Below are 22,503 nucleotides of genomic sequence, written 5' to 3'. Positions count from 1 at the left end.
ATGTACCGTTCTTCTAACAATATATTTATATTACTTTCAAATTCAAATCGTATAAAGCTGCCTTCCATACAGCATATATTTCTTCTTAATCTAAAAAAATCCTTTATAAAAAAGGATTTTTTTACTTCTTCATGCTTTTTAACCACTTCTCAAAAATTTGTACCATTCCATGTTTTCCGGCTAATTTCTCTTCCCCTTGTTTCGTTTTATATGGATATAATTGCAAGAACACACCACATCCAGACTCAATTTTTTTACTATGCATATGACTTCCTGGATATACACAAATAACTTCATAAATGGCCCTTCGATAATAGACTCTCTTTCCATCCTGTTCTTCTACATATTTTATAGACCAGTACTTATACATTTGCTCAGTTGCCTTCGTATTTCCAACGTGCTGAAAAATATTGTACATGGGGCTATACTTCACTTCGATAATAATAGAAGATTGATATACGTATTTCCCTTCTTCCTTTACATAACAGTCTAAGCGAATGTCTGGCTTCTTCGTATCTTCTCCATTATAAAAATTACTCCCTTTACTTAATGCAATAAGAGGATGAGTTTCAATTAAATCATTAAATGCGACTTGTACTCTAATATCATCTCGTTGTAAAACTACTGTCGTTCCATCCTGTAATCCATCTACATAAAAATGTTCTTGAATTTGTTCACGAATGGAATTTCTAGCCTCAAAACCAATTTGCTCTAACATGGAAATAACGATAAAAAAAGCGTAATATTCATACACTAAAAATGTTGGTTTATAAACAAATAATAAAGATGGAGATTGTTCTGTATATTGTGGAAGTAAATCTAAATGCTGTAGTAGTTGTTGATGTGGTATCGGTAAATTATGTGAGTGCATGTTACCAGTTTCGGAAACTTCTCTCCAAAATGGAGAATGCATTAAAGTTTGAAAGTATTGTACACTTTCATGTACAAAATGCGCTAATATTTTATATTCTTGTATCTTCATAGAGCTTTTTCGCAAATCCGCCTCTTTTAGTAAATGTATATTTTTATATTTTTGTTTCTCTCTATCGGTCACTGATCCATTACGCTCAATTGTTTGTATAATCGTTTTTACAGCTTGAAATTCTTCTGATTTCTTCCTTTTTGCTCTTTCTAATATTTCAATTGTTTGGCGCAAAAAACTTTCCGCTTCAAGTAAATAGAGATAAAATTGCATCGCTTTAAATTTAAGAAATGCATTTTCCTTACTATTTTTTTGTTCTATCAACTTACGATTATAATATTTTGCATACGGTTTTCTTTCCGCCACTATGGCTCCTTTTCTCGTCGCTTTCCGCTCCTTTTCTTCCCATTTATATTCATGTATAAATTTTGAACTCGATTCTATTTTCTTGAAAATTTGCTTTATCTTTTTCATTTTTTGCGGCAACTTTCTAAGTAACACTAAATAAGAAGAATCTTCAATATCACTAAGTGCAGAGAAAGTCTTTTTATAATAACCTCTATCTAAAATCAACTCATTCAAAATTGACTTTACATAGTTTTGAATCATTTCAAATTGATCATCAAAAAAATTTTTGGGAACGATTTGAAATGCGCCATAATACGTTCTATCTTCTATATTCACTTCAAAATGATATAATCCACAACGCCATGGATAAAAGAATTCCGTTTTTCCATGTTCATATATTAATACCTTTTGTTTTTTTTCATTTATTTCATATTTTGACTCTTTTATATTTTTCTGTCCCTCATATACTTTATTCCATATAAAAGTAATATTCATTGGACTTTCATAATGGTAATGCAATCTAATTGGTTTTAATTCTTGTACTTTATAAATACATTGAACTAATTCTGTAGTAGATGTACAAAGACGATTTAATAAAATATATTCCCCTTTTGCCTCAGTTCCAATGATTAACTTTAATACAAAAGGGAGCGTTTCTTTCGTATCAACGATTTCTGTTTCATATCGCCCTTCATTTTGCATAGCCATACAGCTCCAGTTCTCTACGCTTTTCTCTTATATATGCTAAAGAGTGTTCAAATGTAGATACCCTGTTTGCAAGTGGCGATTGCAAAAGAGGTAGTAATGTTGTCCCCCTTTTTACGTCTTCAGAAAGTAAAGACCCAACCATCATTTCAGTCCCTCTTATTTTCGTCAATACACGTTGCTTGATTTGTAAATCAAATCCCTCTTCTCTACTGATCATATAGGAATGATTATTTTGGAACGGTATATTTTGCAAGTAAGTAGCGATTGCGTTTGCACATCGAAATGAAATTCCCTTTGACATATCATGTGATGACAATACAACATGTAACTTATCTAATAGTTCTAACTCTTCTTCAGAAAACACCTCAATCATCGCTTTATTCCTGACCCAGCTTATACGAAATTCTCCTGCAGTTACTTTCAGAGGTGGTTGTAATACAATTTTCTCTTGTTCCATACACATCTCACAAAACGGAATCTTTTGTAACGTTATTAAATTCGTCCGATCTAATAATCGATCTGAGAGTTCTTTCGTTGTTTCATCAAAATTTACTGTACCTACAAATATAATATTTTCACCAATTTCAATTGTTGATGGAATTGGATTTTCTTTTTCTTGTACACCTTCATACAAATTTAGAATACGGTTTTGCTTTTCAAGTTGAAGAACAGATAGAAATGGAGTAAACCAATGCTCAATATGCGACATATTCATTTCATCAAAAACGATTATATATAGTTGATTTTGATTTTCTTTTGCCTTCATTAACGCCCTAACTAATTTTGTTTCACTTTCAATAAAAGTACCATTTGGGTGAAGGTAACCAAGTAAATCATGTGGTTCTTGATACGATGGTGAAATCGGAATCCAAACCAATTCTTCCCCATACTGTAATCCAAGTGCTTCTGCATAAGCTTGCACAAATCGGGATTTCCCAGCGCCTGGTATACCACCTAGAATCGTCAACATATTTGTTTTCGCACTTATATGGAAATTATAAATGTCCGTTTCATCCAAATATAGCCCTTTATTACGTACAAAACTTTTTACATACTGTAAAAAGACGGATTCACGCTCATCCCATTCCCATTCATCCTTGTGCACTTTTATTTCCTCTACTTCTACATGCTTACCTTCTTCAGTCATTCGTTTTTTTAATTGCTCATACATGTGATTGCTTACAAAATACAATTGATCTTCTACCGCTATTTCCACATACTTCATCCAGTCATTTAAGTCTATATACTTACATTCCCGCTGCTGTTCAAAATAGGCGATTGAACTAATTGATGATGACTTTAAAGATATATTTCCATATAACCTTCCATCGTGCCACAATAATTCGGGAGGCTCAAAGTCTTTCGGATATTTTGGCATTAGAAATGACAAATAGCCATTTCCAAGTTTTCTTTCTAAAGACTCTCCTTTTTTGTATTCGGAAACTTTAGGTACTGGAATCATTTTATAGCCATTGGCCATTTCTCGTGGTTCTTCCGCACAAATTAACTCCACGTATATATGTCCTCTTTCATAATAGAGACGAAACATAACCAATTGCTTTTCTAATTTTCTTTTCTTTAATTCCGAAAAGACTTTTTCATTCTTTTTATTGCTACATAAACCTTCAAATACGTATGGTTCATTTTTTAATTGCTCTTGTAACGTGAATGGTATTGGCGATAGGCATTGCACAAAAAAATTCTCTCCATTCTTCTCTCTCTCTGCTTTTGTAAACTTTCCGATAAACCTCATATAGTACATTCTTTTTATAAAACTTGGCTGAAGAGCTTTATGTAATTTCACCTTCGTCACCTTCTTTTTTTCATACTATTCTTAGTGTATGAAAGAAATGAAAAACTAGAAACAAAAAACCTGACGTTATCCGCCAGGTTCAAAATAAAAACGTATATTAATGAGATGGAAATGCTTTTTTCTCTTGTAAAATGGCATTATGAGCAATTTTCATTTTAGCAAGTACATATCGTAATCGATCTTCAGCGTTTTCATCTGTATTTTGCTGTAATTCCGCCAAATTCTCTACAGCACTCGCTAAATTTTCAATCACTCCTCGTAGTTCAGGATGATGATTAAAAAAGGATTCTTGCACTAATACTTTCCTTACTTCACTCGCTAAATCAACAATTCTGGTTAACTGTTTTTTTTCTTCCATTTTCATCCCTCCTGAATATCTTATGTATTAAATATTCTCTAGACAAAGAAAAAAGCCCTTTATTTAAAAGGACTTTTACATTTTTATATTTCCAGTTAATAGCATATAAAGTGATGTGATAGCTGCGATAACAATTGCCCACATTACATATCTCTCAATACCTTTAAAACAACGATTTCCTTTTTCTTTTCTTGCATACATGTAAACAATAATCCCGATTCCATACACGATTGAAACAAGTAATAAATTTTTCAAACCTGCTGCATATAGAAGCCATACAGAATAAATAGAAGCAATTAAAGCTAACGAGCCGTTTTTTACTTTTGCATCTTTTAGTTCGTTTGTAATAACTAATTTGAATTGGAATAACGCTGATAATAAATATGGTACTAAAATTGATGTTGAAGCTATGAAATACATAATTTGATATGTTGATTCTGAAAACAGAACGATTATAAATATAATTTGGGCAACGCAATTTGAAATCCATAATGCCATATGTGGCGTTTGTTTTTTATTTGTTTTCGTAAAGACTTTCGGAAACACGCCATCTTTTCCTGCTACGTGGGAAATTTCAGAAACAAGTAAAAACCAGCCTATTAATGTACCTACAAGTGAAGCAACTAACCCAATGTTAATCGCAACTGCGCCCCATGTCCCAACAACATGTTCTAATACATGTCCCATTGATGGGGTTTCTAACACGGAAAGCTCTCCTCTTGTCATCGCTCCCATAGACAAGACAGAAATTAAAATATAAATAGACATTACTAAAATAAGTCCAAGTACTGTCGCTTTACCAACATCTCGGCTATTTTTCGCTCTACCAGATAATACAACCGCTCCTTCAACCCCAATGAAAACCCAAAGAGTTACAAGCATTGTATTTTTCACTTGACCAAGTATAGAGGAAACTGATATAGTTCCTTCTCCCCAAAAATCATGTGTAAACGTATCCCAGCGAAATGCTGTTACCATTACAACAATAAATAATACGATTGGAACTAATTTCCCTATCGTTGCAATAACATTCATAATAGATGCTTCACGAATTCCAAATAAAATTAGAAAATGAAGTGTCCATAATAAAAGTGACGCTCCAACAATAGACGCAACATTATTTCCACCTTTAAAAATGGGGAAGAAATAACCTAATGTACTAAACAGTAACATGATTGTTGCAACGTTTCCTAAAATTCCTGCTAGCCAATATCCCCAAGCACTGTTAAATCCGATATATTCTCCGAAACCAGCACGTGCATAACTATAAATTCCGCCCTCAAGCTCCGGTTTTTGTCTTGCTAACGTTTGATATACGAGCGCGAGTGGAATCATTCCCATCGCTGTAATACACCAACCAATTATTATAGAGCCGCTATTCGCTCCTACTGCTAAATCATGCGGTAAACTAAAAACACCGCCACCAACCATCGTTCCGACTACTAATGCAATTAATGGAAAAAAACCTAACTTCTTTTCTATTTGTACCACCCCATCTGTCATTCTAGGTGTTATGTTCGTTCAACTATTAAAGTCACCTTTTTCTCTAATAGACGTTTCTCTTATATTTTTTCAGGAAAACATTACTTATTCTAAAAGAAAATGAAGAAAAATGGAATACTTTTTTGAAAAAATGTATAAGTATGCACAAAAAAACCGTTCATTTTGTAATGAACGGTCATTTCATACATATAAATTTGTATATTTCTTGTAAAATTAACGAAGTAAATTCTCTTTTTGTAAAAATTGTTTCGCAACTTCTTCACTACTTTTTCCATTCACATTTACTTCATAATTCATTTTTCGCATTTCTTCATCTGTAATCTTCCCAGATAATGTATTTAATACTTTTTCAAGTTCAGGATATTTCTGTAACGTCTCTTTTCTTAATAATGGTGCACCTTGGTACGGTGGGAATAACCCTTTATCATCTTGTAGCACTTTCAGTCCATACTGCTCAAGTTCACTATCAGTTGAATATGCATCGATTACGTTAACATCCCCTGATTGAATTGCACTATAACGTAGTTTCGGTTCCATCGTTTTCACATTTAAAAACTTATAGTTATATAATTTTTGCATTCCTTTATAACCGTCTTCACGATCAGCAAATTCTAATGTGAATCCTACTTTAGCATCCTGTGCCATTTTTCCTAAATCAGAAATTGTATTTATATTATTTTGATCTGCTATTTTTTTCGGCATAGCTAGTGCATATGTATTGTTATACTCCATCGGCTTCAACATAACCATATTATATTTCTTTTCCATTCCAATGCGAGCCTGCTCATATACTTCATCCCGATTTGTACTTTTTGGCTCTTCTTTCACGAAAGTAGATAAAGCTGTTCCTGAAAATTCAGGGTATATATCTACTTCTCCTGATTTCAATGCTTCAAATACAAATGCTGTTTTTCCAAGACCTGGTTTTAATTCTACGTGTAAATCGGTATCTTGTTCGATAAGTTGCTTATACATTTGAATTAAAATTTCAGGTTCTGATCCAAGTTTGCCGGCAATAACAATATCTTTCTTTTGTGTGTTCCAAAGAAAGGGAGAAGCAATCATTATACAAGTAATACATATCGTCAATATAATACGCTTAGAGGAGCGTTTTGGACTCTCAAGCACTCTAAGTACTACATCAAAAAATAAAGCGAGTAACGCGGCTGGTACGGCCCCTAAAATGATAAGCGCATGATCATTTCGATCGATACCAAGTAATATGAGTTTTCCGAGCCCACCAGCACCTATAAGAGCTGCTAATGTAGCTGTTCCAACAATTAATACCATCGCCGTACGAATACCGGCCATAATAATTGGTAAAGCAAGAGGAAGTTCTACCTTCCACAGTCTTCTCCAGCTATTCATCCCCATAGCTCTCGCTGCCTCGATTAAAGATTCATCTAACTCCCTTATTCCTGTATATGTGTTTCGTAAAATAGGTAATAGTGCATACACAACTAATGCAATAATGGCAGGAAGTTTTCCAATTCCTACTAACGGAATTAAAAGTCCGAGTAATGCCAGTGATGGGACAGTCTGCATAACTGCAGAAGTTCCTATTATAAATTCAGCCATTCGTTGTTTTCTCGTTAATAAAATGCCAAGTGGCACCGCAATAATTACTGCAAAAAATAGTGAAATAAGCGATATTTGTAAATGCTCACTTAATGCAGTTAGTAATTCTATTTTTCGCTCTTGGAACGTTTGTATAAAATCAGTCACTGTTTAGCCTCTTTCCTTCATTTGTTCAACAATGTAATTAACAATATGACGACTTGTTAAAGCTCCAACATATTGACCATTTTCTTCAACTGGAACGACTTCGTCAGCTCGTACACGAATTAATGCTTCTTGTAAAGAAGAATGCAATGATAGTGCATCCCCTTCTATCCGCATACTTTTATCAAGTGGTAATACATCTTCTATACTTTTCCCCTCATACCAAGGTCGTCCACGATTTCCAATGAACTCCTCTACAAACTCATTTTTCGGATTATGTATAATACCTTCTGGTGTATCTAATTGAACAACTTTTCCTTCTTTCATAATACAAATACGATCTCCAAGCGATAACGCTTCTTGCATATCATGTGTTACGAACACAATTGTTTTTTGAATCTTTTTTTGCAATTGTACGATATCCTTCTGAAGCTGTTCCCTACTTAATGGATCTAACGCACTAAACGGTTCATCCATAAGAACGATTTTCGGGTTTGCGGCTAATGCCCTTACGACACCAACGCGCTGCTTTTGCCCTCCTGACAATTCATCAGGCATACGATCGCGATATACGTCTGGATCTAGCCCGACCATCTGTAGCAACTCATCGACACGAGCTTTTATTTTTTCTTTGCTCCATTTTCTCATTTCAGGAACAACTGCAATGTTTTCTGCAATTGTCATATGCGGAAACAAAGCGATTTGCTGCAATACGTATCCTATATTCCAACGCAATTCATTAATATTATATTGTTGAATATCTTTTCCATCGATTAAAATAGATCCTTCAGTCGTTTCAATTAAACGGTTAATCATTTTCATTGTCGTTGTTTTCCCGCAACCACTCGGACCAATGAGAACAAAAAATTCTCCCTTATTAATTTCTAAATGCAATGAATCCACTGCTTTCGTGCCATCTTCATACGCTTTTGACACATGATTAAATTGAATCACAAATACAGCTCCTTTAATGTTGTTTCCTTTATTTTGATGGAATACGGCATTCATTTCAAATGATACGCTTTATAATTAAAAAAGAGCCCACATTTGAGCTCTAACGGTCGAACAATATTGTTTTCATTATTGCAGCATATTCACGTACATACATTTTTTTCTTAGAGCGCATTGGTGTTTCAGCAGCTAGTGCCTCCATCTTCATGCCTAAACGCTTTGCGATTATTTTCGTTCTATATAAATGATACGTATTACTTACAACTACCGCATGTTTCACATCATATAAATCCATACTAAACTTTACATTCTCATACGTATTTGTAGATTGATCTTCTATTAAAATACGATTCTCATCTATACCATGTACCATTAAATAGTTTCTCATACTATGAGCTTCCGGTATATCTTCATCTTCCCCTTGACCACCTGAAACAATTACTTTCGCTTCAGGATGGGAATATAAATATTCCAACGCTACATCCAAACGGTTTTGAAGAGATAAAGACGGTCTATCTCCAAATAACTTTGCGCCTAATATAAGAACGTATGGAGAGTGATTACTCAATTTTTCACGAGCAACTTTCTTCATTCGAAACGTCATATAAAGAATGTATAGTGGCGGTAGTAATAAGATTATAAGCAATATCCATTTGTTCATAAATAAGTTTGCACTCCCTTTCTTTTTATTATATAGAAAAAGATAGGGAGGCAGAAGTATTTTTTATCCCGCTATTTGCTGGGCAGTAAGACCCCCAACTCAAAATTCAGCGAAAGCAAAGAAGTTAGGTGGGATTCGGGCTGCCCGTAAAAGCCCGATTGGTGAGGGGTGAACAGAACCCCCACGGTATAAAGTTTCACTTTATACGATTGATTTATTTGAAACGTTCGTCCCTACTTTACGTTGTGAAAGTACATAATAAATTGCGATTCCTAATGAAAAAATCAATATGCAGCTTAATACGTAAAAAGGGAGCATTACCCCAGTTTTAGATACACCAGCTGTAAACAGCATTAATAATACAATTCGTATTCCTGTACCAATTAATCGAAATACGCTGTCTACACGTCCCATTACTTCGTTTGGAATTTCCTCCATCATCAATACATTTCTTGCCACTCTTGTACCTGCATTGCCAATTGCATGAAAAATTGCAAGTCCATATAACAACATTACGGAAGGTTCAATAATCATTGCGGTAATTGAAATTACATAAATGAGCATCGTCATGACGATTGAAACTTCTATCTTTATATATTTCATCATAATTGGAATACCTATTCCCGCAAGAACCGCTCCGACGCCGTACATCATACCTTCTATTGCGTATACTGAGGCACTGGCTTTTAATAGATCTGAAATATATACCGGGATTAAATAATTTGCCATCATGACACCGATAAACGGCATATAAGTCGCCAGTAAAAACCAAAAGAACTTCGGACGCTTTTGCATAAAGTGAATCCCTTCGGACAATTGCTTCTTAAATGTTACTTTCCTTTTTACTTCCTTTTTCTTTACGTACGGTATACATAAGAAAAGGAAAAATGCTCCTACAAAAGTTAACATATCTACTAACAAAATCCATTTTAAAGAAATGATTTCAATAAGGAAGCTAGCAGCCGCTCCTGAAATAACTTGAGTTAACTGTCCTTGTATTTCCATTGTTCCACTTAAATTTTTATAATGTTCTGCTTGAAATATCTCTTGGTTAAACGCAAATATTGTAGGATAAAATAATAAATAGTAAAATGACCCTGCTATATATATAAGAATATAGTGAATAGAATGATAAGGTTGCCCAGTAAATCCCCATATAGCCATCATCCCTATAATGACTATCCCAATACCTTCATTACATAATAATAAAGATTTTCTTGAAAAACGATCAATACTCTGCCCGATAAACGGTGTTAATAAAAACATAATAAGAGTTGCGATGATGGAGACATAACCAAACGTTGTCTCTCCTCCATTCTCTTTAATTAACAACCACGGAATCGTTATCATAACAATACCGGAGCCAATAGCTGATAGACTATTGGCCCCTAGAATGAAATACAAGCGTGAATCTTTATACAGAGATGACATATCACTCAACTCCTAGTTGTTTTTTCACCTCTTTATATACGCTCATATATGCTTTTAATTCTTTAACTAAATCATGAATTAATGGTTTTGCATCTTCTCCAAGTTCACCGTCTTGTACATGAAGTCCATCAAGCACAACTTGTTTTGGGATTGCATTTGCGTACACCCCTCTAGCAACAATACGCATATTGTTTAATGCGTTAATGCCACCTTTACCGCCTCCAGCAACTGCAAGTAATGCGACAGGTTTATGAACAAATTCACTACTGCTTAAGTAATCTAACGAATTTTTCAACGCCCCACTCATTGCATTATGATATTCAGGTGTACATAGTACTACAGCGTCTGCAGTTTTCACTAATGCCTTTAATTTTTTTACCGCTTCTAATTCACGTTGTGATTCTTCCCCGTTATATAAAGGCAGTTCCTCTACTGATAAATCGTATAACTCCCCTTCAAATTGATCAGCAATATATTTCGCCACCACACGAGTTCTACCGAATTTTCTTGGAGTACCGTTAATAACGACTAGTTTCATAATTATTTCTCTCCTTTGTTTTTCAGTTATACTTATATATTATCAGAAATTTCTATACAAAACACAATATAAAGAGGGAACTAGCTTGATAAAATAGTATGATAGACGAAAAAAAGAACTCATACGAAAGTATGAGTTCTTCACAATTACTTTTCCTCCTCTTTATGACACAGTATGCCAATGTTTCCTTTCGCTTCAAAATGGTTATACGCTTTTTCTGCTAATTTAATACGCTCTTCTGGTAAAGCTACATATTTCATAATATTTTCTATTATTTTTTCGTATGGAGTAAACACAATTCCTGGCCACTCTATCTCGTCCTCTGGATTACTATTTTCCGAAATAATAAATTTCTTATTTGCCACCGCATAAGAAACTCGAGGTGTTTCAAGAATTCCTGATAAGTAAAAATGAATATTTAATATAATTTTAGACCTAGCGATCAACTCATTTCTAACAATTCCCCACGCATTATTTTTAAAAACAATATTTAAATTGGGGGCAACTGCTTTTAATTGATCTAAAATAGCTTGCCGCCTCGGATTAAGAGCACCTATAAACAGTATATCGATGTCTTCAGTTACCTCATCTTCAAATGCATCTTTTTTTATTTCCAAAGTTGGGGCATAGTTCATTCCTATATGTCTTATTTCTTTTCCTACACCTTTTTGTTTTAACCATGCTATATTTTGTTTACTATAATCCCAAATTTCCTTATCTTTTAATAACATTAAATAAAGGGGGTGCGCATAAGGGCTTCCTTCATATAGCTGTTCTAAATTATAAATAATTGCATTTTTCGGAAGTAGATTCGGGTTATGTGCATATGTATGCGCTCCAAAAACAATTGTATTTTTCACATTTTCTAGTATTGTTTCTGAAATAATTGCTGTATTTCCCTCCTGCTCCAATCGCCATTTCAAAGCTCGCGCGACATCTATGAAACTACCATACGTCTTTGGGCATATAAAAAGACAATAATCATATTCTTTATTCAAATAAGCTTCCATTAGCCTTAAATTATTTTTATACAAATCCACATCCGGATATTTAAGTAAAAGCTCATTTGCATGTTTTTTTGCTACTTTATATAATCCAGCATAATAAGCAGCAATGCACCTTCTTAATTCAATCCTTTGCCGATGCTCATCTGCTACGTCCATGTCTAAAAGCAGATTTGCAATACAATACGCTTTTAAATGATCACGATCATAATAATAATCTAGTAGTGGCATCAATTCTTCATACGTATTTCCATGCACAGATTCTCCTAGTTCTAGCGCCCATCGTATTAATTCCATTATTACTCCACTACTCCTTTAACCGAAATTGTATTTAATAAAATTTCGCATTACTTTCTACCATATTTGCTATATGCAACGGTAACTCTTCTTTTTTCGATTCCAAAAATTTTTGTGACACTGCACCTAAATGTTTTTTATGCGGTATATAAAAAGCACTTATAGAAATCTCATAGTCAAATAAGTAATCATACACATGGTAATCTACAAATAGAAGATCATTATTCGGAAAAGGAACTTCCTTCCCTTGCAAGGCATACATCAAAGCAATATTATTTTGAGATTTTAATCGATACATTCTTGCAAGTTGGTATAATGGTTCAGCTCTAGTTGGTCGGTATTCCCACGCTTTTTGAAAATAAAGAATTGCTAATGCTGTATATTGTTCTTCTTGCTTCTTCATAGTTTCTTTTTCTTCCGCTTCTGTTACTTCATGTTGCTGATTTGCCGAACGGTTTGCTAATTGTTCATAACAAAATCCTATTCGCAATAACGAATAGAAAACTTCTTCAACCCATCCCCCTGCTTCCACTCTTTTTTTGTACCATTTAATCGAATCTTCAAATTGACTTAAATGAAAATAAGTTTGGGCTAAATAAAATAAATATCTTATATGCAAATCAGGCGTTGTTTCTGGATCATTAATCCCTTCTAACAATAATCTCTCATCTCTCTCAAATTTATCAGCTTTACTACCACCATCACCAGGGTCGTTAACGACAAGCGTCTCTAACCTTGCTACTCTCGTATTGTAATTCGCACCAACTTTGGAACGATCTATATCCCAATACTCATGAGTAACACCGACAGATTTCCATGGTAAAGAAGCTTTCAAAAGGCGTGTAAGCCAATACTTAATATGAATATCATATTGCAATGTAAGATAATGGTCTTCCGTTAAACTAGTCTTATCAAACTCAGGATCAACTTCTAATATCATATCTGCATCTAATATTAATAAATAATCTGCTTCTGGATATGTTTTTTGTGCCAATGAAACAGCTAAACTTCTGTTATAACCAAAATTTTTAAATGGTTCATGATGAACTGTTCCTGGGATTTCATTTTCTTTACACCAATTTTCAATAATTTCGGGTGTATGATCAGTTGATCCCGTATCACAAATAGAAACAAAGTCTACAATTGATTTTGTAGCATTTAAACATCTTTCCATAATTCTAGACTCGTTTTTAACAATCATACAAAGACATAACTTTTTTTCTTTCCCTGCATTCTTCACTTGCTCATTTCCCATTTAACCACCTCATATTTTATTAACACGCTCTTTTCATATGTAACACCACTTCATAGCTACATTGATGACATAATCATCCTTTTACTATTTATGAAAATTTCATTTTATTTATTCTTATTTTTATATTGGGACATCTTTCATGCTTCACTATATATTTGATACATCCAGTACAAATAAATAATGATTGATTGGTATTTTCAATTTAGAAATTTCTTACACTATAAAAAAGAAACTTGCGCCTTTGCACAAGTTTCTTTCAAAAATCATTTCCTATTTTTTCACAACTTCATGTCCACCGAACTGATTACGAAGAGCTGAAACTACTTTTCCGTGGAATGTATCATCTTCTTGAGAACGGTAGCGCATAAATAATGACATTGCAATTACCGGCGCTGCCGCTTGAAGTTCAAGTGCCGTTTCCACAGTCCATTTCCCTTCTCCTGAAGAGTTCATCACACCTTTTATGCCATCTAGTTTTGGATCATCTGCAAATGCCTTTTCAGTTAAGTCCATTAACCAACCGCGGATAACCGATCCGTTTGCCCATACTTTTGCAACATCTTCATAATTGAAATCAAAATCACTTTTATCTAACACTTCAAAGCCTTCAGCAATTGCTTGCATCATACCGTATTCAATACCGTTATGAACCATTTTTAAGAAATGACCACTTCCGACGCGGCCTGCATAAGAATACCCATTTTCTACTGCTAAATCTTTAAATAAAGGTTCTAATTGATCGTAAATTTCTTTTTCTCCACCAACCATTAAGCAAGCACCGTATCTAGCTCCTTCTACACCTCCTGATGTTCCGATATCTACGTAATGTAAACCAAATCTTTTCGCTTCTTCCGCACGGCGTAACGTATCTTTATAGAATGAATTTCCGCCTTCAATAACGATATCGCCTTCCTCTAATAATGGATATACATCTTTTAATACTGACTCTACAACTTCTCCCGCAGGTACCATTACCCAAATTGTACGAGGAGCTTCTAGTTCAGCAATCATTTCTTTTAATGTATGACGAGCAGTAATCCCTAAAGCCCCTGCTTTTTCAACAAGTTCTTTATTAACGTCATATACAACTACTTCATGCTTGTCTTCATATAAATGTTCTGCTAATGGGAATCCCATTTTTCCTAATCCAATTAAACCTAGTTTCATATTAATCAATCTCCCATTCTATACAAATATATTTAATAATGAAATTAGCCCAAGTGCTACAACAGATAATATTGTCTCCATTGCAGTCCATGTTAATAATGTTTCTTTCACAGTCATTCCGAAATACTCTTTAATCATCCAAAACCCAGAATCATTTACATGTGATAAAATTAATGAACCTGCACCTGTTGCAAGTGCTAGTAGTTCAACATTTACACCTGGTGTACTTGCTGCAATCGGTGCTACAATTCCAGCTGCTGTCATCATAGAAACTGTAGCAGATCCAGTCGCAATTCGGATAAGTGCCGCAATTCCCCAACCTAATAATATCGGTGAAATATGAGATTCTTTCGCCATTTCTGCGATTGTCGTTCCAATTCCAGAATCTAATAATACTTTATTAAACGCACCGCCTGCACCAATAACTAACAGTATGTTCGCAATTGGCCCTAAACAATCATTTGTAAATTGTAATACTTTATCTTTTGAGAAACCTTTTGCATAACCAAGACTAAAGAAAGAATATATCGTTGCAATTAATAACGCGACTATTGGATCTCCAATGAAGTGCAATACTTGTGCAAGTTGACTTGTTTTGCTTAGCCCTACTTCCGCAATCGATGCACCTAGCATAAGAAATACTGGAAGTAAAATAGTAAACAATGTATTTCCGAAACTAGGAAGTTCCTTCTTCTTATCTCTTTCAATAAATTGCTCCGCTATATCTAATGGTACTTCTTTATGTATACGAGCACCGATCCATTTCCCGTAAAGCGGACCTGAAATGATTGCAGTTGGAAGTCCGACAATTAATGCATATAAAATTGTTTTCCCTACATCTGCTTTAAAAATACCTACCGCTGCCATCGCTGCCGGATGCGGTGGAACGAGTCCGTGTACAACAGATAGTCCTGCTACTAGTGGAATACCAATTGTAATAAGCGATACCCCTGTTTCTAACGCAATTGTAAATACTAATGGAATTAGTAGTACAAATCCAACTTGGAAAAATACTGGAATCCCTACTAAAAATGCAACGAACATCATCGCCCAGTGAACACGTTTCTTCCCAAAACGATCTATTAATGTGGTAGCAATTCGTTCAGCACCGCCAGATTCGGCCATCATTTTTCCAAGCATCGTTCCTAATGCTAAAACTATCGCTAAAAACCCTAACGTATTACCAAGCCCTAGTTTAATAGAATCGATAATCCCTGGATCTTTGGGTGAAGTTCCAATCAATGGCATTCCCATTGCTAGCCCTACACCAATTGCTGTTAATATTAACGCGACAAACGGATGCCATTTTACTACCGTAATAAGTAAAAGTAGTATGACAACTGCCGCTAGTACGATTCCAACTACCATTTCTCCCAATCCCCCTATTGTTTACGTTGGAAAGCAGCTATACAATCAAATTCTTCTTTCAAGCGATTGTAAAGTCGTTCATACATATAAAACATTTCTAAATATATAGCCGTATTTTCTTTATTCGGTACATGATGATGAACAATATCAATCCAATCCTTTACCTCTTCAAGAGAATCAATTTTTCCTACAGCATATAAAGCAACTGCCGCTGCCCCAAGCGCAGATGCTTCATGACTTTCAGGAACAAGCAATTCTTTTCCCATCATATCGGATAACATTTGTCTCCAAAATGCAGATTTCGCAAAACCTCCTGAAACGCGTATTTCAGTAAGTGGCCCTGTACAATCCCTGATTGCGAGTGCAACAGAATATACGCTCATACAAACACCTTCCATGACTGCACGTATAAAATGTTCTCGTTTATGCTGAAGGTTTATTCCAAAGAATGTACCACGAGCATTTGCATTCCAGTAAGGTGCACGTTCTCCAGATAGAAACGGTAAAAATAGCAATCCACCCGCTCCAGCTGGTACACTTTCCGCATACTTAATTAATAAATCATACGGATCAATGCCAAGCTTCCTTGCAACTTCTTGTTCCGGGCTACCAAATTCATCACGTAACCATCTCAGTAATATTCCGCCGTTATTCGTTGGTCCGCCAATCACCCAGTGCTCGTCTGTTAATGCATAACAAAACGTTCTTCCTTTTTCATCTGTATTAACACTTGATGAAATTGTTCGAACTGCACCACTTGTACCAATTGTAATTGCAGCTGAGCCAGGCGATATTGCCCCAACGCCTACATTCGCAAGAACACCATCACTTGCACCAATAACAACTGGCGTATCTTCACGAATGCCCATCTTCTGTGCTAATTCAGGTTTCATACCCGATAAAATATATGTAGTTGGCACAGGTGTTGATAATTGTTCTGGTGACATATGTAACATCGTTAAAACATCTTCATCCCAGTTTAATGTTTCTAAATTAAATAACCCAGTAGCAGATGCAATTGAATAATCCACTACGTAGCGTGAAAATAATTGATAAATAACATATTCTTTAATGGAAATAAATTTATAAGCGCTCCTATATAATTCTGGCTCTTCCTCTTTCATCCACAATAATTTAGAAAGCGGCGACATCGGATGAACTGGTGTACCCGTTCGTCTATAAATTTCATGCCCATTCATATGTTGTAATAATTTTTCTGATTGCTTCGTACTTCGATTATCTGCCCAAATGATAGAACGCGTTAATGGCGTACTGTTTTCATCTACTGCAATTAATGAGTGCATCGCTGTACTAATACCGATTGACGAAATATCTTCTGGTAACACGTTACCTTTCTCAATGGCAACGCTTACAGTTTTGTATACAGCAGCACATATTACATCAGGATCTTGCTCAGCCCATCCGACGTTCGGTTGAATAATTGGATAATCAACTGCATGTGATGCAACGACTTTTCCTTTTTCTGTGAACACAACCGTTTTTGTACTTGTGGTACCGATATCAATCCCGATTACTCTCCCCCTTGTTTCCATGCGAATCTTCCCTTCGTTTCTAGTAAAATACGAACTAGTAAACCGTTTACATGAATTAGTATATAAAATATTTTTTCATTAATCAAGTTTTAAAAAGAAAATTTTTTTCATCACAAAAAATAAATCCCCTCATTCCATTTCACTTACATACTAAATTTAGCTTTTCCCTGCGGTAAAGTTGCGTTCTATTCGTTGCGCAACACACTCTTTTTCTTTCATTAACAACACATATATACTCCTTCCATACATTCTACTTATTTGCATGAAAAAGGAGTTGTACAGCAACTACCTCCTCAATGGAAACTTTGTGCATTTTGCTCGTTTTTATTGTATTAAGTTCTCTCGTACTTTTCTCTTAATAGTCTTAGAGCGCGTATCCTACTATCACTTTATTAACTTGTAAATATATGTTCCATGCTATAAAATCAAATAGTATTTATATTTTTCAGAAAAATAAAACAATATTTTAGACATTATTGTATAATGTTGTAAAAAGATGTCGGAGGGATTTAATGTTACATAAAATATCTCAATTCACAATTAAGCTTTCATCCATTCTTTTATCACTGTTACTATTATTAAATTTACCTTATTTATTTATCACTCAACAAGGATTCACCTTTCAACCAATTTATTTTTTTAACCAGATCGTTACTATGTTAAAACAGGTTTTCTCACCTGAATCATTGTTGGTTATAGGATCAGACCCAAAGTTTGGTCATTTAAAAACAACACCATTATTTCCAACTGTTTTAGAACCTTACCTATATTCGTTTATTATATTATTTGTAGCCTTTTTGCTTGCGCTCTTTATCTCATCTAGCATGGCATTTTTTTATTTTTTAGCAAAAGATTATATAAAAAAATGGATAAACCGAATTGTGTTCATATTAGAAGCTGTCCCTGATATGATGATGATGATTTGTTTACAAATATTTTTCATATGGTTACTGCGGAAATTCGGGGAATTACCTGTCACTATTATTTCTTTTAATGAAAATCGAGCTTATTTACTCCCTATTTTATCTTTAGCTGTCTTACCTACATTACAAATGTTTCGGATGATGGTGTTATACATAAAAGAAGAACATGGAAAACATTACGTAGAGGTTGCATATGGAAAAGGGTTTTCATCAAGTTATATACTATGCATTCATTTATTCAAAAATATATCTATCCACTTCTTCCACCATTTAAAAACGATTTTTGTTTTCTTACTTTCTAACTTATTTATTTTAGAATTTGTTTTTAATATGCAAGGCATTATTCAATTTTTATTTAAAAAGGCGTTTATTTCACCTCCAGCTGCATTTATCATACTTGTCATGATTATCTTACCGTTTTATGCCATTTTTCAAATAATCTCTTTCATGATGAATAGATGGCAAAAGCAATTGAAAGGAGCAGCTTTATGAAATCTATTTGGAAATCAAAACGCTTTTTAATCGGCTTTACTTATTTATTCATACTTGTTTCAGCTAGTTTTATTTATAGTTGGTTCTTTAAAGATAACATCCCAAAACCTCCTCAGTTACTTTACAATGACAATAACGAATTACTTGGAAAGGCCCCCTTTCCACCATCGTTAATACCGCCTTTTGGATCTGATCGTTTTGGAGAGTCTGTTTTCTTACAAATTATAGAAGGAGCAAAATTCACTATCTTATTAGCTGTGGCAATTAGCTTCTTTCGAATTTTATTCGGAACATGTATAGGAATTCTCTTAAGTTTATATGCTCCAAAATTCAAGAGATTTTTCCAGGCATGCTCAGAAGTGTTTTACTATATTCCTACTTTATTTATCGCATTTATACTCATCACGCCCGTTAATATTGTAATCATATCAAATGCTGATAGATTAGATCCAAATATTTCATTTGCATTTTATCAAGTACTTGTACTTATTTTCGTCGCTCTGCCTACACTTTCTTTATATATATCCTCAGAGGTTGATGAATTTATGAAACAAGATTATATTTTAAGTTCACAATTACTGGGTGCTAGCCGTTTTCATATTATCAAAAAACACTTACGAGTCTTATTACTTGACCGCTTATTTGTTTTATTTATGGAACATATCGTCCAAACTCTCATACTCGTTATCCATTTAGCGTTGCTTGATATTATAATTGGTGGGATACAAATGCGTGAACTCTATGACGGAGTACTCAAACCTGTTTCTCTATCGAATGATTGGGCAGGCCTTATTGGATTAAATCGTTATGAAATGAATATTTCATGGTGGATTATTTTGTATACTCTCGTTTCATTCTTTATTACGATTCTATTTATTAAGCTTATGACAATCGGGATTCAAGATGCACTGAAAGCAAGAGATTCGCAAGTTGTAGCAATTCAAACCGTTCCAAATCATAAAAAATTTGTTAAAAGTAAAGATTCTTTTTCGTTTGTAGATAAAGTGAACCTTTAATCCTTTCTCGTTAGTCGACATTGATAGTAGTGGAATGAAAAGAAGATGATTCCTGTTGAATGCAGGGATCATCTTCTTTCTGCTGTCTAACTTTTTTACATGTCTTTAGCTAGACTCATGCTTTTTATATTTAAAGTGAATTATTTGCAATCACAATTATGCTGTTTAAAATCGATTACCATACGTCCTTGAATTCTACCTTCTTCCATTTCTTCGAATACATTTTGTACTTTATCTAGAGAACAAGTTTGAACAACCGGCACTACTTTTCCTTCTGCACCGAACATGAATGCCTCTTCTAAGTCTTTACGAGTACCGACTAGAGAACCAACTACTTCAATTCCATCTAGTACAAGTCGCGGAATGTTTAAATCCATAGTTTCTACTGGTAAACCTACTGCAACGACTTTACCACAAGCACGTACTGCATCAACTGCTGAGTTGAATGCTACTTTAGAAACGGCTGTTACTACAGCAGCATAAGCACCACCAAACTCATCTTGAACAATCTTATCAGCAGGACCTTGAGAAATTGGATTGATAGTCATATCCGCACCAACCTCTTTTGCTAACGCTAATTTATCGTCATTAATATCTACTGCAATTACCTTTGCACCAAATACGTTTTTAGCATATTGGATAGCTAGGTTACCTAATCCACCACAACCATAGATGACGATAGGTTGACCAGGTTTAATGTCTGATACTTTTATCGCTTTATATGTAGTTACGCCCGCACATGTGATTGATGATGCTTGAGCAGGATCTAATCCTTCTGGTACTTTCACCGCATAATCAGCTGTAACGATACATTGTTCTGCCATACCACCATCTACTGAATAACCAGCGTTCTTAACTTCACGGCAAAATGTTTCTCTACCTGTTACGCAATATTCACAACGTCCACAAGATTGGAACATCCATGCAATACTTACACGGTCACCTACCTTTAGTGAAGTTACATCATCAGCAATTTTCGTAACAATACCTACACCCTCATGACCAAGAATACGGCCATCTGTGTTTCCAAAATCATGATTTGCAACGTGTAAATCAGTATGACAAACCCCACAATACTCTACATCTACTAGCGCTTCACCTGAGTGTAACGGACGTAATTCCTTTTCAATAACTTCAATGTTTGCTTTACTATTTTTATTAACTACTACTGCTTTCATATGTGATCTCCCCTTTAGTGTTTTAGAATTTTAATGAGTTCATCTCACAACTTCTGTCTTCACTGGTTCGGCTAATCATTATGCCAAATTTAAGTGTTCAATCATCATTACATGTTCATCATAACATGTAATTTTAAAAGCCTATTGTTAAATATTGAACAATATTTGAATTATTAACCAAATGTTTTCTTACTATATTTGAAGGAAAACTGAAATTTCATCCATATATAAGCTTATTAGAATTCAATGTGCGGAGTATGAGACTCAATTAATAAAGATTTTTTAAAACAGGAAATTATAATCATCAAATTTTCACAAAAGACTATTGGCCAATATAAAAAGCCCTTCAACTGAAGGACTTTTTATATTCGTTTCATCGAAATTGTTTCACGTATACTTTGTAAATTTTGCAACGTCTCTTCTTGGCGTTGTAACGATAACCCAACGTACAAAGTATCTAATAAACTTAACTGTGCTAATCTTGATGAACTTGCTTCTGTGCGGAATTCCGTCTCACGTGTTGAAGTATATAATGTAATATCAGCAAGTTGACTTAATGCTGATTTCTGATAGCTCGTAATTGCAATAATGCTAGCACCCCTTGCTTTTGCTACTTCTAACGCTTCCAGTAACCCTTTATTGCTACCAGAATGAGAAATTGCAATGACCACTGCTTCTTTAGTAAGTAAACCCGCACCCATAATTTGAAAATGTGAATCTGTATGAGCAATACAAGAAATACCCGTTCTCATAAATTTATGATATGCATCCATCGCAATAATACCAGAACCACCATTTCCATAAAACTCAATACGACTTGCGTCTTGTAATACCTTTACGGCTTGCTCTAGCGCTGTATCATTTAGCAAATGTAATGTATCTTGCAGTCCTGTAATATGCGAATGAAAAACTTTTTTAGCAACAGTTACCATACTATCTTCCGCCGATACTTCTTCATGAATATTTTGCATCGGAGTATGTACAATTTCACGAGCTAATGTAATCTTTAAATCTTGAAAACCTTGAAAACCAAGGTGCTTACATAAGCGGAATATCGTAGCTTCAGAACTATTCGTAACTTCAGCTAATTCTGTAATAGATTTATGTACAACATCTTGTGGATGTTTCAATATATGTTCGGCAATACTTCGCAATTTCGGTGATAAACCGTTTAACGAAGCCTGAATCTTACCAATCCCACTTCTTGTACCTGGCATAGCATATCTTCCCCTTCCATCGTAGCTTTATTGTACCTAATTATCGAAAGAAGAAAAACCTTTATTTGGCACTACTAT

18 protein-coding genes are annotated in these 22,503 nt (G+C 34.5%); 2 read left to right on the top strand and 16 right to left on the bottom strand.

The window, feature by feature from the left end; all coding sequences use genetic code 11:
- Nucleotides 1-121 precede the first annotated feature (121 nt).
- From ILS93_RS19305 to gntK, 14 genes are all read right to left on the bottom strand, one after another.
- Complete coding sequence (locus ILS93_RS19305; protein ID WP_064477337.1) at nucleotides 122-1,972, bottom strand: hypothetical protein; 1,851 nt, start codon at nucleotides 1,970-1,972, stop codon at nucleotides 122-124.
- Entirely contained in the window at nucleotides 1,962-3,782 is a 1,821-nt protein-coding gene (locus ILS93_RS19300) for an AAA family ATPase (RefSeq protein WP_142315053.1), read from the bottom strand. Before ILS93_RS19300 ends, ILS93_RS19305 begins: the two co-directional genes overlap by 11 nt.
- A gap of 106 nt (nucleotides 3,783-3,888) precedes the next feature.
- Nucleotides 3,889-4,149, bottom strand: a complete 261-nt coding sequence (locus ILS93_RS19295) for a hypothetical protein (protein ID WP_064477339.1) — start codon at nucleotides 4,147-4,149, stop codon at nucleotides 3,889-3,891.
- A 75-nt stretch (nucleotides 4,150-4,224) separates the two neighbouring features.
- On the bottom strand, nucleotides 4,225-5,652 hold the full coding sequence (locus tag ILS93_RS19290) for a basic amino acid/polyamine antiporter (RefSeq protein WP_000129472.1): 1,428 nt from the start codon (nucleotides 5,650-5,652) through the stop codon (nucleotides 4,225-4,227).
- A 213-nt stretch (nucleotides 5,653-5,865) separates the two neighbouring features.
- Nucleotides 5,866-7,377: an ABC transporter permease/substrate-binding protein gene (locus tag ILS93_RS19285; RefSeq protein WP_048563114.1), complete on the bottom strand. Its 1,512-nt coding sequence runs from the start codon at nucleotides 7,375-7,377 to the stop codon at nucleotides 5,866-5,868.
- A gap of 3 nt (nucleotides 7,378-7,380) precedes the next feature.
- Nucleotides 7,381-8,328 carry an ABC transporter ATP-binding protein gene (locus ILS93_RS19280; RefSeq protein WP_064477340.1) on the bottom strand — a complete coding sequence of 316 codons (948 nt, stop codon included), beginning with the start codon at nucleotides 8,326-8,328 and terminating at the stop codon, nucleotides 7,381-7,383.
- A 100-nt stretch (nucleotides 8,329-8,428) separates the two neighbouring features.
- Complete coding sequence (locus ILS93_RS19275; RefSeq protein ID WP_064477341.1) at nucleotides 8,429-8,986, bottom strand: YdcF family protein; 558 nt, start codon at nucleotides 8,984-8,986, stop codon at nucleotides 8,429-8,431.
- A 201-nt stretch (nucleotides 8,987-9,187) separates the two neighbouring features.
- Entirely contained in the window at nucleotides 9,188-10,417 is a 1,230-nt protein-coding gene (locus ILS93_RS19270) for an MFS transporter (protein ID WP_222661131.1), read from the bottom strand.
- 1 nt (nucleotide 10,418) lies between these two features.
- Entirely contained in the window at nucleotides 10,419-10,955 is a 537-nt protein-coding gene (locus ILS93_RS19265) for an NADPH-dependent FMN reductase (protein ID WP_098102804.1), read from the bottom strand.
- A gap of 146 nt (nucleotides 10,956-11,101) precedes the next feature.
- Complete coding sequence (locus ILS93_RS19260) at nucleotides 11,102-12,256, bottom strand: CgeB family protein (RefSeq protein WP_064477343.1); 1,155 nt, start codon at nucleotides 12,254-12,256, stop codon at nucleotides 11,102-11,104.
- Between the two features lie 34 nt (nucleotides 12,257-12,290).
- The gene (locus ILS93_RS19255; protein WP_098102803.1) at nucleotides 12,291-13,511 is read right to left on the bottom strand and encodes a tetratricopeptide repeat-containing glycosyltransferase; all 1,221 of its coding nucleotides are present in this window, start codon (nucleotides 13,509-13,511) and stop codon (nucleotides 12,291-12,293) included.
- A 270-nt stretch (nucleotides 13,512-13,781) separates the two neighbouring features.
- On the bottom strand, nucleotides 13,782-14,678 hold the full coding sequence (gene gnd / locus ILS93_RS19250) for a phosphogluconate dehydrogenase (NAD(+)-dependent, decarboxylating) (protein WP_088058370.1): 897 nt from the start codon (nucleotides 14,676-14,678) through the stop codon (nucleotides 13,782-13,784).
- Nucleotides 14,679-14,696: 18 nt separating this feature from the next.
- Nucleotides 14,697-16,046 (bottom strand): GntP family permease, encoded by a 1,350-nt coding sequence (locus ILS93_RS19245; RefSeq protein WP_064477346.1) that lies wholly within the window; start codon nucleotides 16,044-16,046, stop codon nucleotides 14,697-14,699.
- Between the two features lie 14 nt (nucleotides 16,047-16,060).
- Nucleotides 16,061-17,599 carry a gluconokinase gene (gntK, locus tag ILS93_RS19240; RefSeq protein ID WP_088046801.1) on the bottom strand — a complete coding sequence of 513 codons (1,539 nt, stop codon included), beginning with the start codon at nucleotides 17,597-17,599 and terminating at the stop codon, nucleotides 16,061-16,063.
- A gap of 512 nt (nucleotides 17,600-18,111) precedes the next feature.
- Between gntK and ILS93_RS19235 the strand changes: the two genes are divergently transcribed.
- Both ILS93_RS19235 and ILS93_RS19230 read left to right on the top strand, forming a co-directional pair.
- Nucleotides 18,112-19,014, top strand: a complete 903-nt coding sequence (locus ILS93_RS19235; protein ID WP_000902494.1) for an ABC transporter permease subunit — start codon at nucleotides 18,112-18,114, stop codon at nucleotides 19,012-19,014.
- Nucleotides 19,011-20,030, top strand: a complete 1,020-nt coding sequence (locus tag ILS93_RS19230; RefSeq protein ID WP_000836586.1) for an ABC transporter permease — start codon at nucleotides 19,011-19,013, stop codon at nucleotides 20,028-20,030. Before ILS93_RS19235 ends, ILS93_RS19230 begins: the two co-directional genes overlap by 4 nt.
- Before the next feature lie 140 nt (nucleotides 20,031-20,170).
- Here the strand turns inward: ILS93_RS19230 and adhP are convergent, their stop codons facing one another.
- Nucleotides 20,171-21,208, bottom strand: coding sequence for an alcohol dehydrogenase AdhP (adhP, locus tag ILS93_RS19225; protein ID WP_064477348.1), 1,038 nt, complete (start codon nucleotides 21,206-21,208; stop codon nucleotides 20,171-20,173).
- 362 nt (nucleotides 21,209-21,570) lie between these two features.
- Nucleotides 21,571-22,425: a MurR/RpiR family transcriptional regulator gene (locus ILS93_RS19220; protein ID WP_048563126.1), complete on the bottom strand. Its 855-nt coding sequence runs from the start codon at nucleotides 22,423-22,425 to the stop codon at nucleotides 21,571-21,573.
- Between the last annotated feature and the right edge of the window lie 78 nt (nucleotides 22,426-22,503).

The sequence above is a fragment of the Bacillus sp. 16GRE42 genome (assembly GCF_019837435.1).
Taxonomy (GTDB): domain Bacteria; phylum Bacillota; class Bacilli; order Bacillales; family Bacillaceae_G; genus Bacillus_A; species Bacillus_A wiedmannii.
The sequence above is the reverse complement of the archived record's forward strand: the minus strand, read 5'-3'. Positions and strand labels throughout refer to the sequence as shown.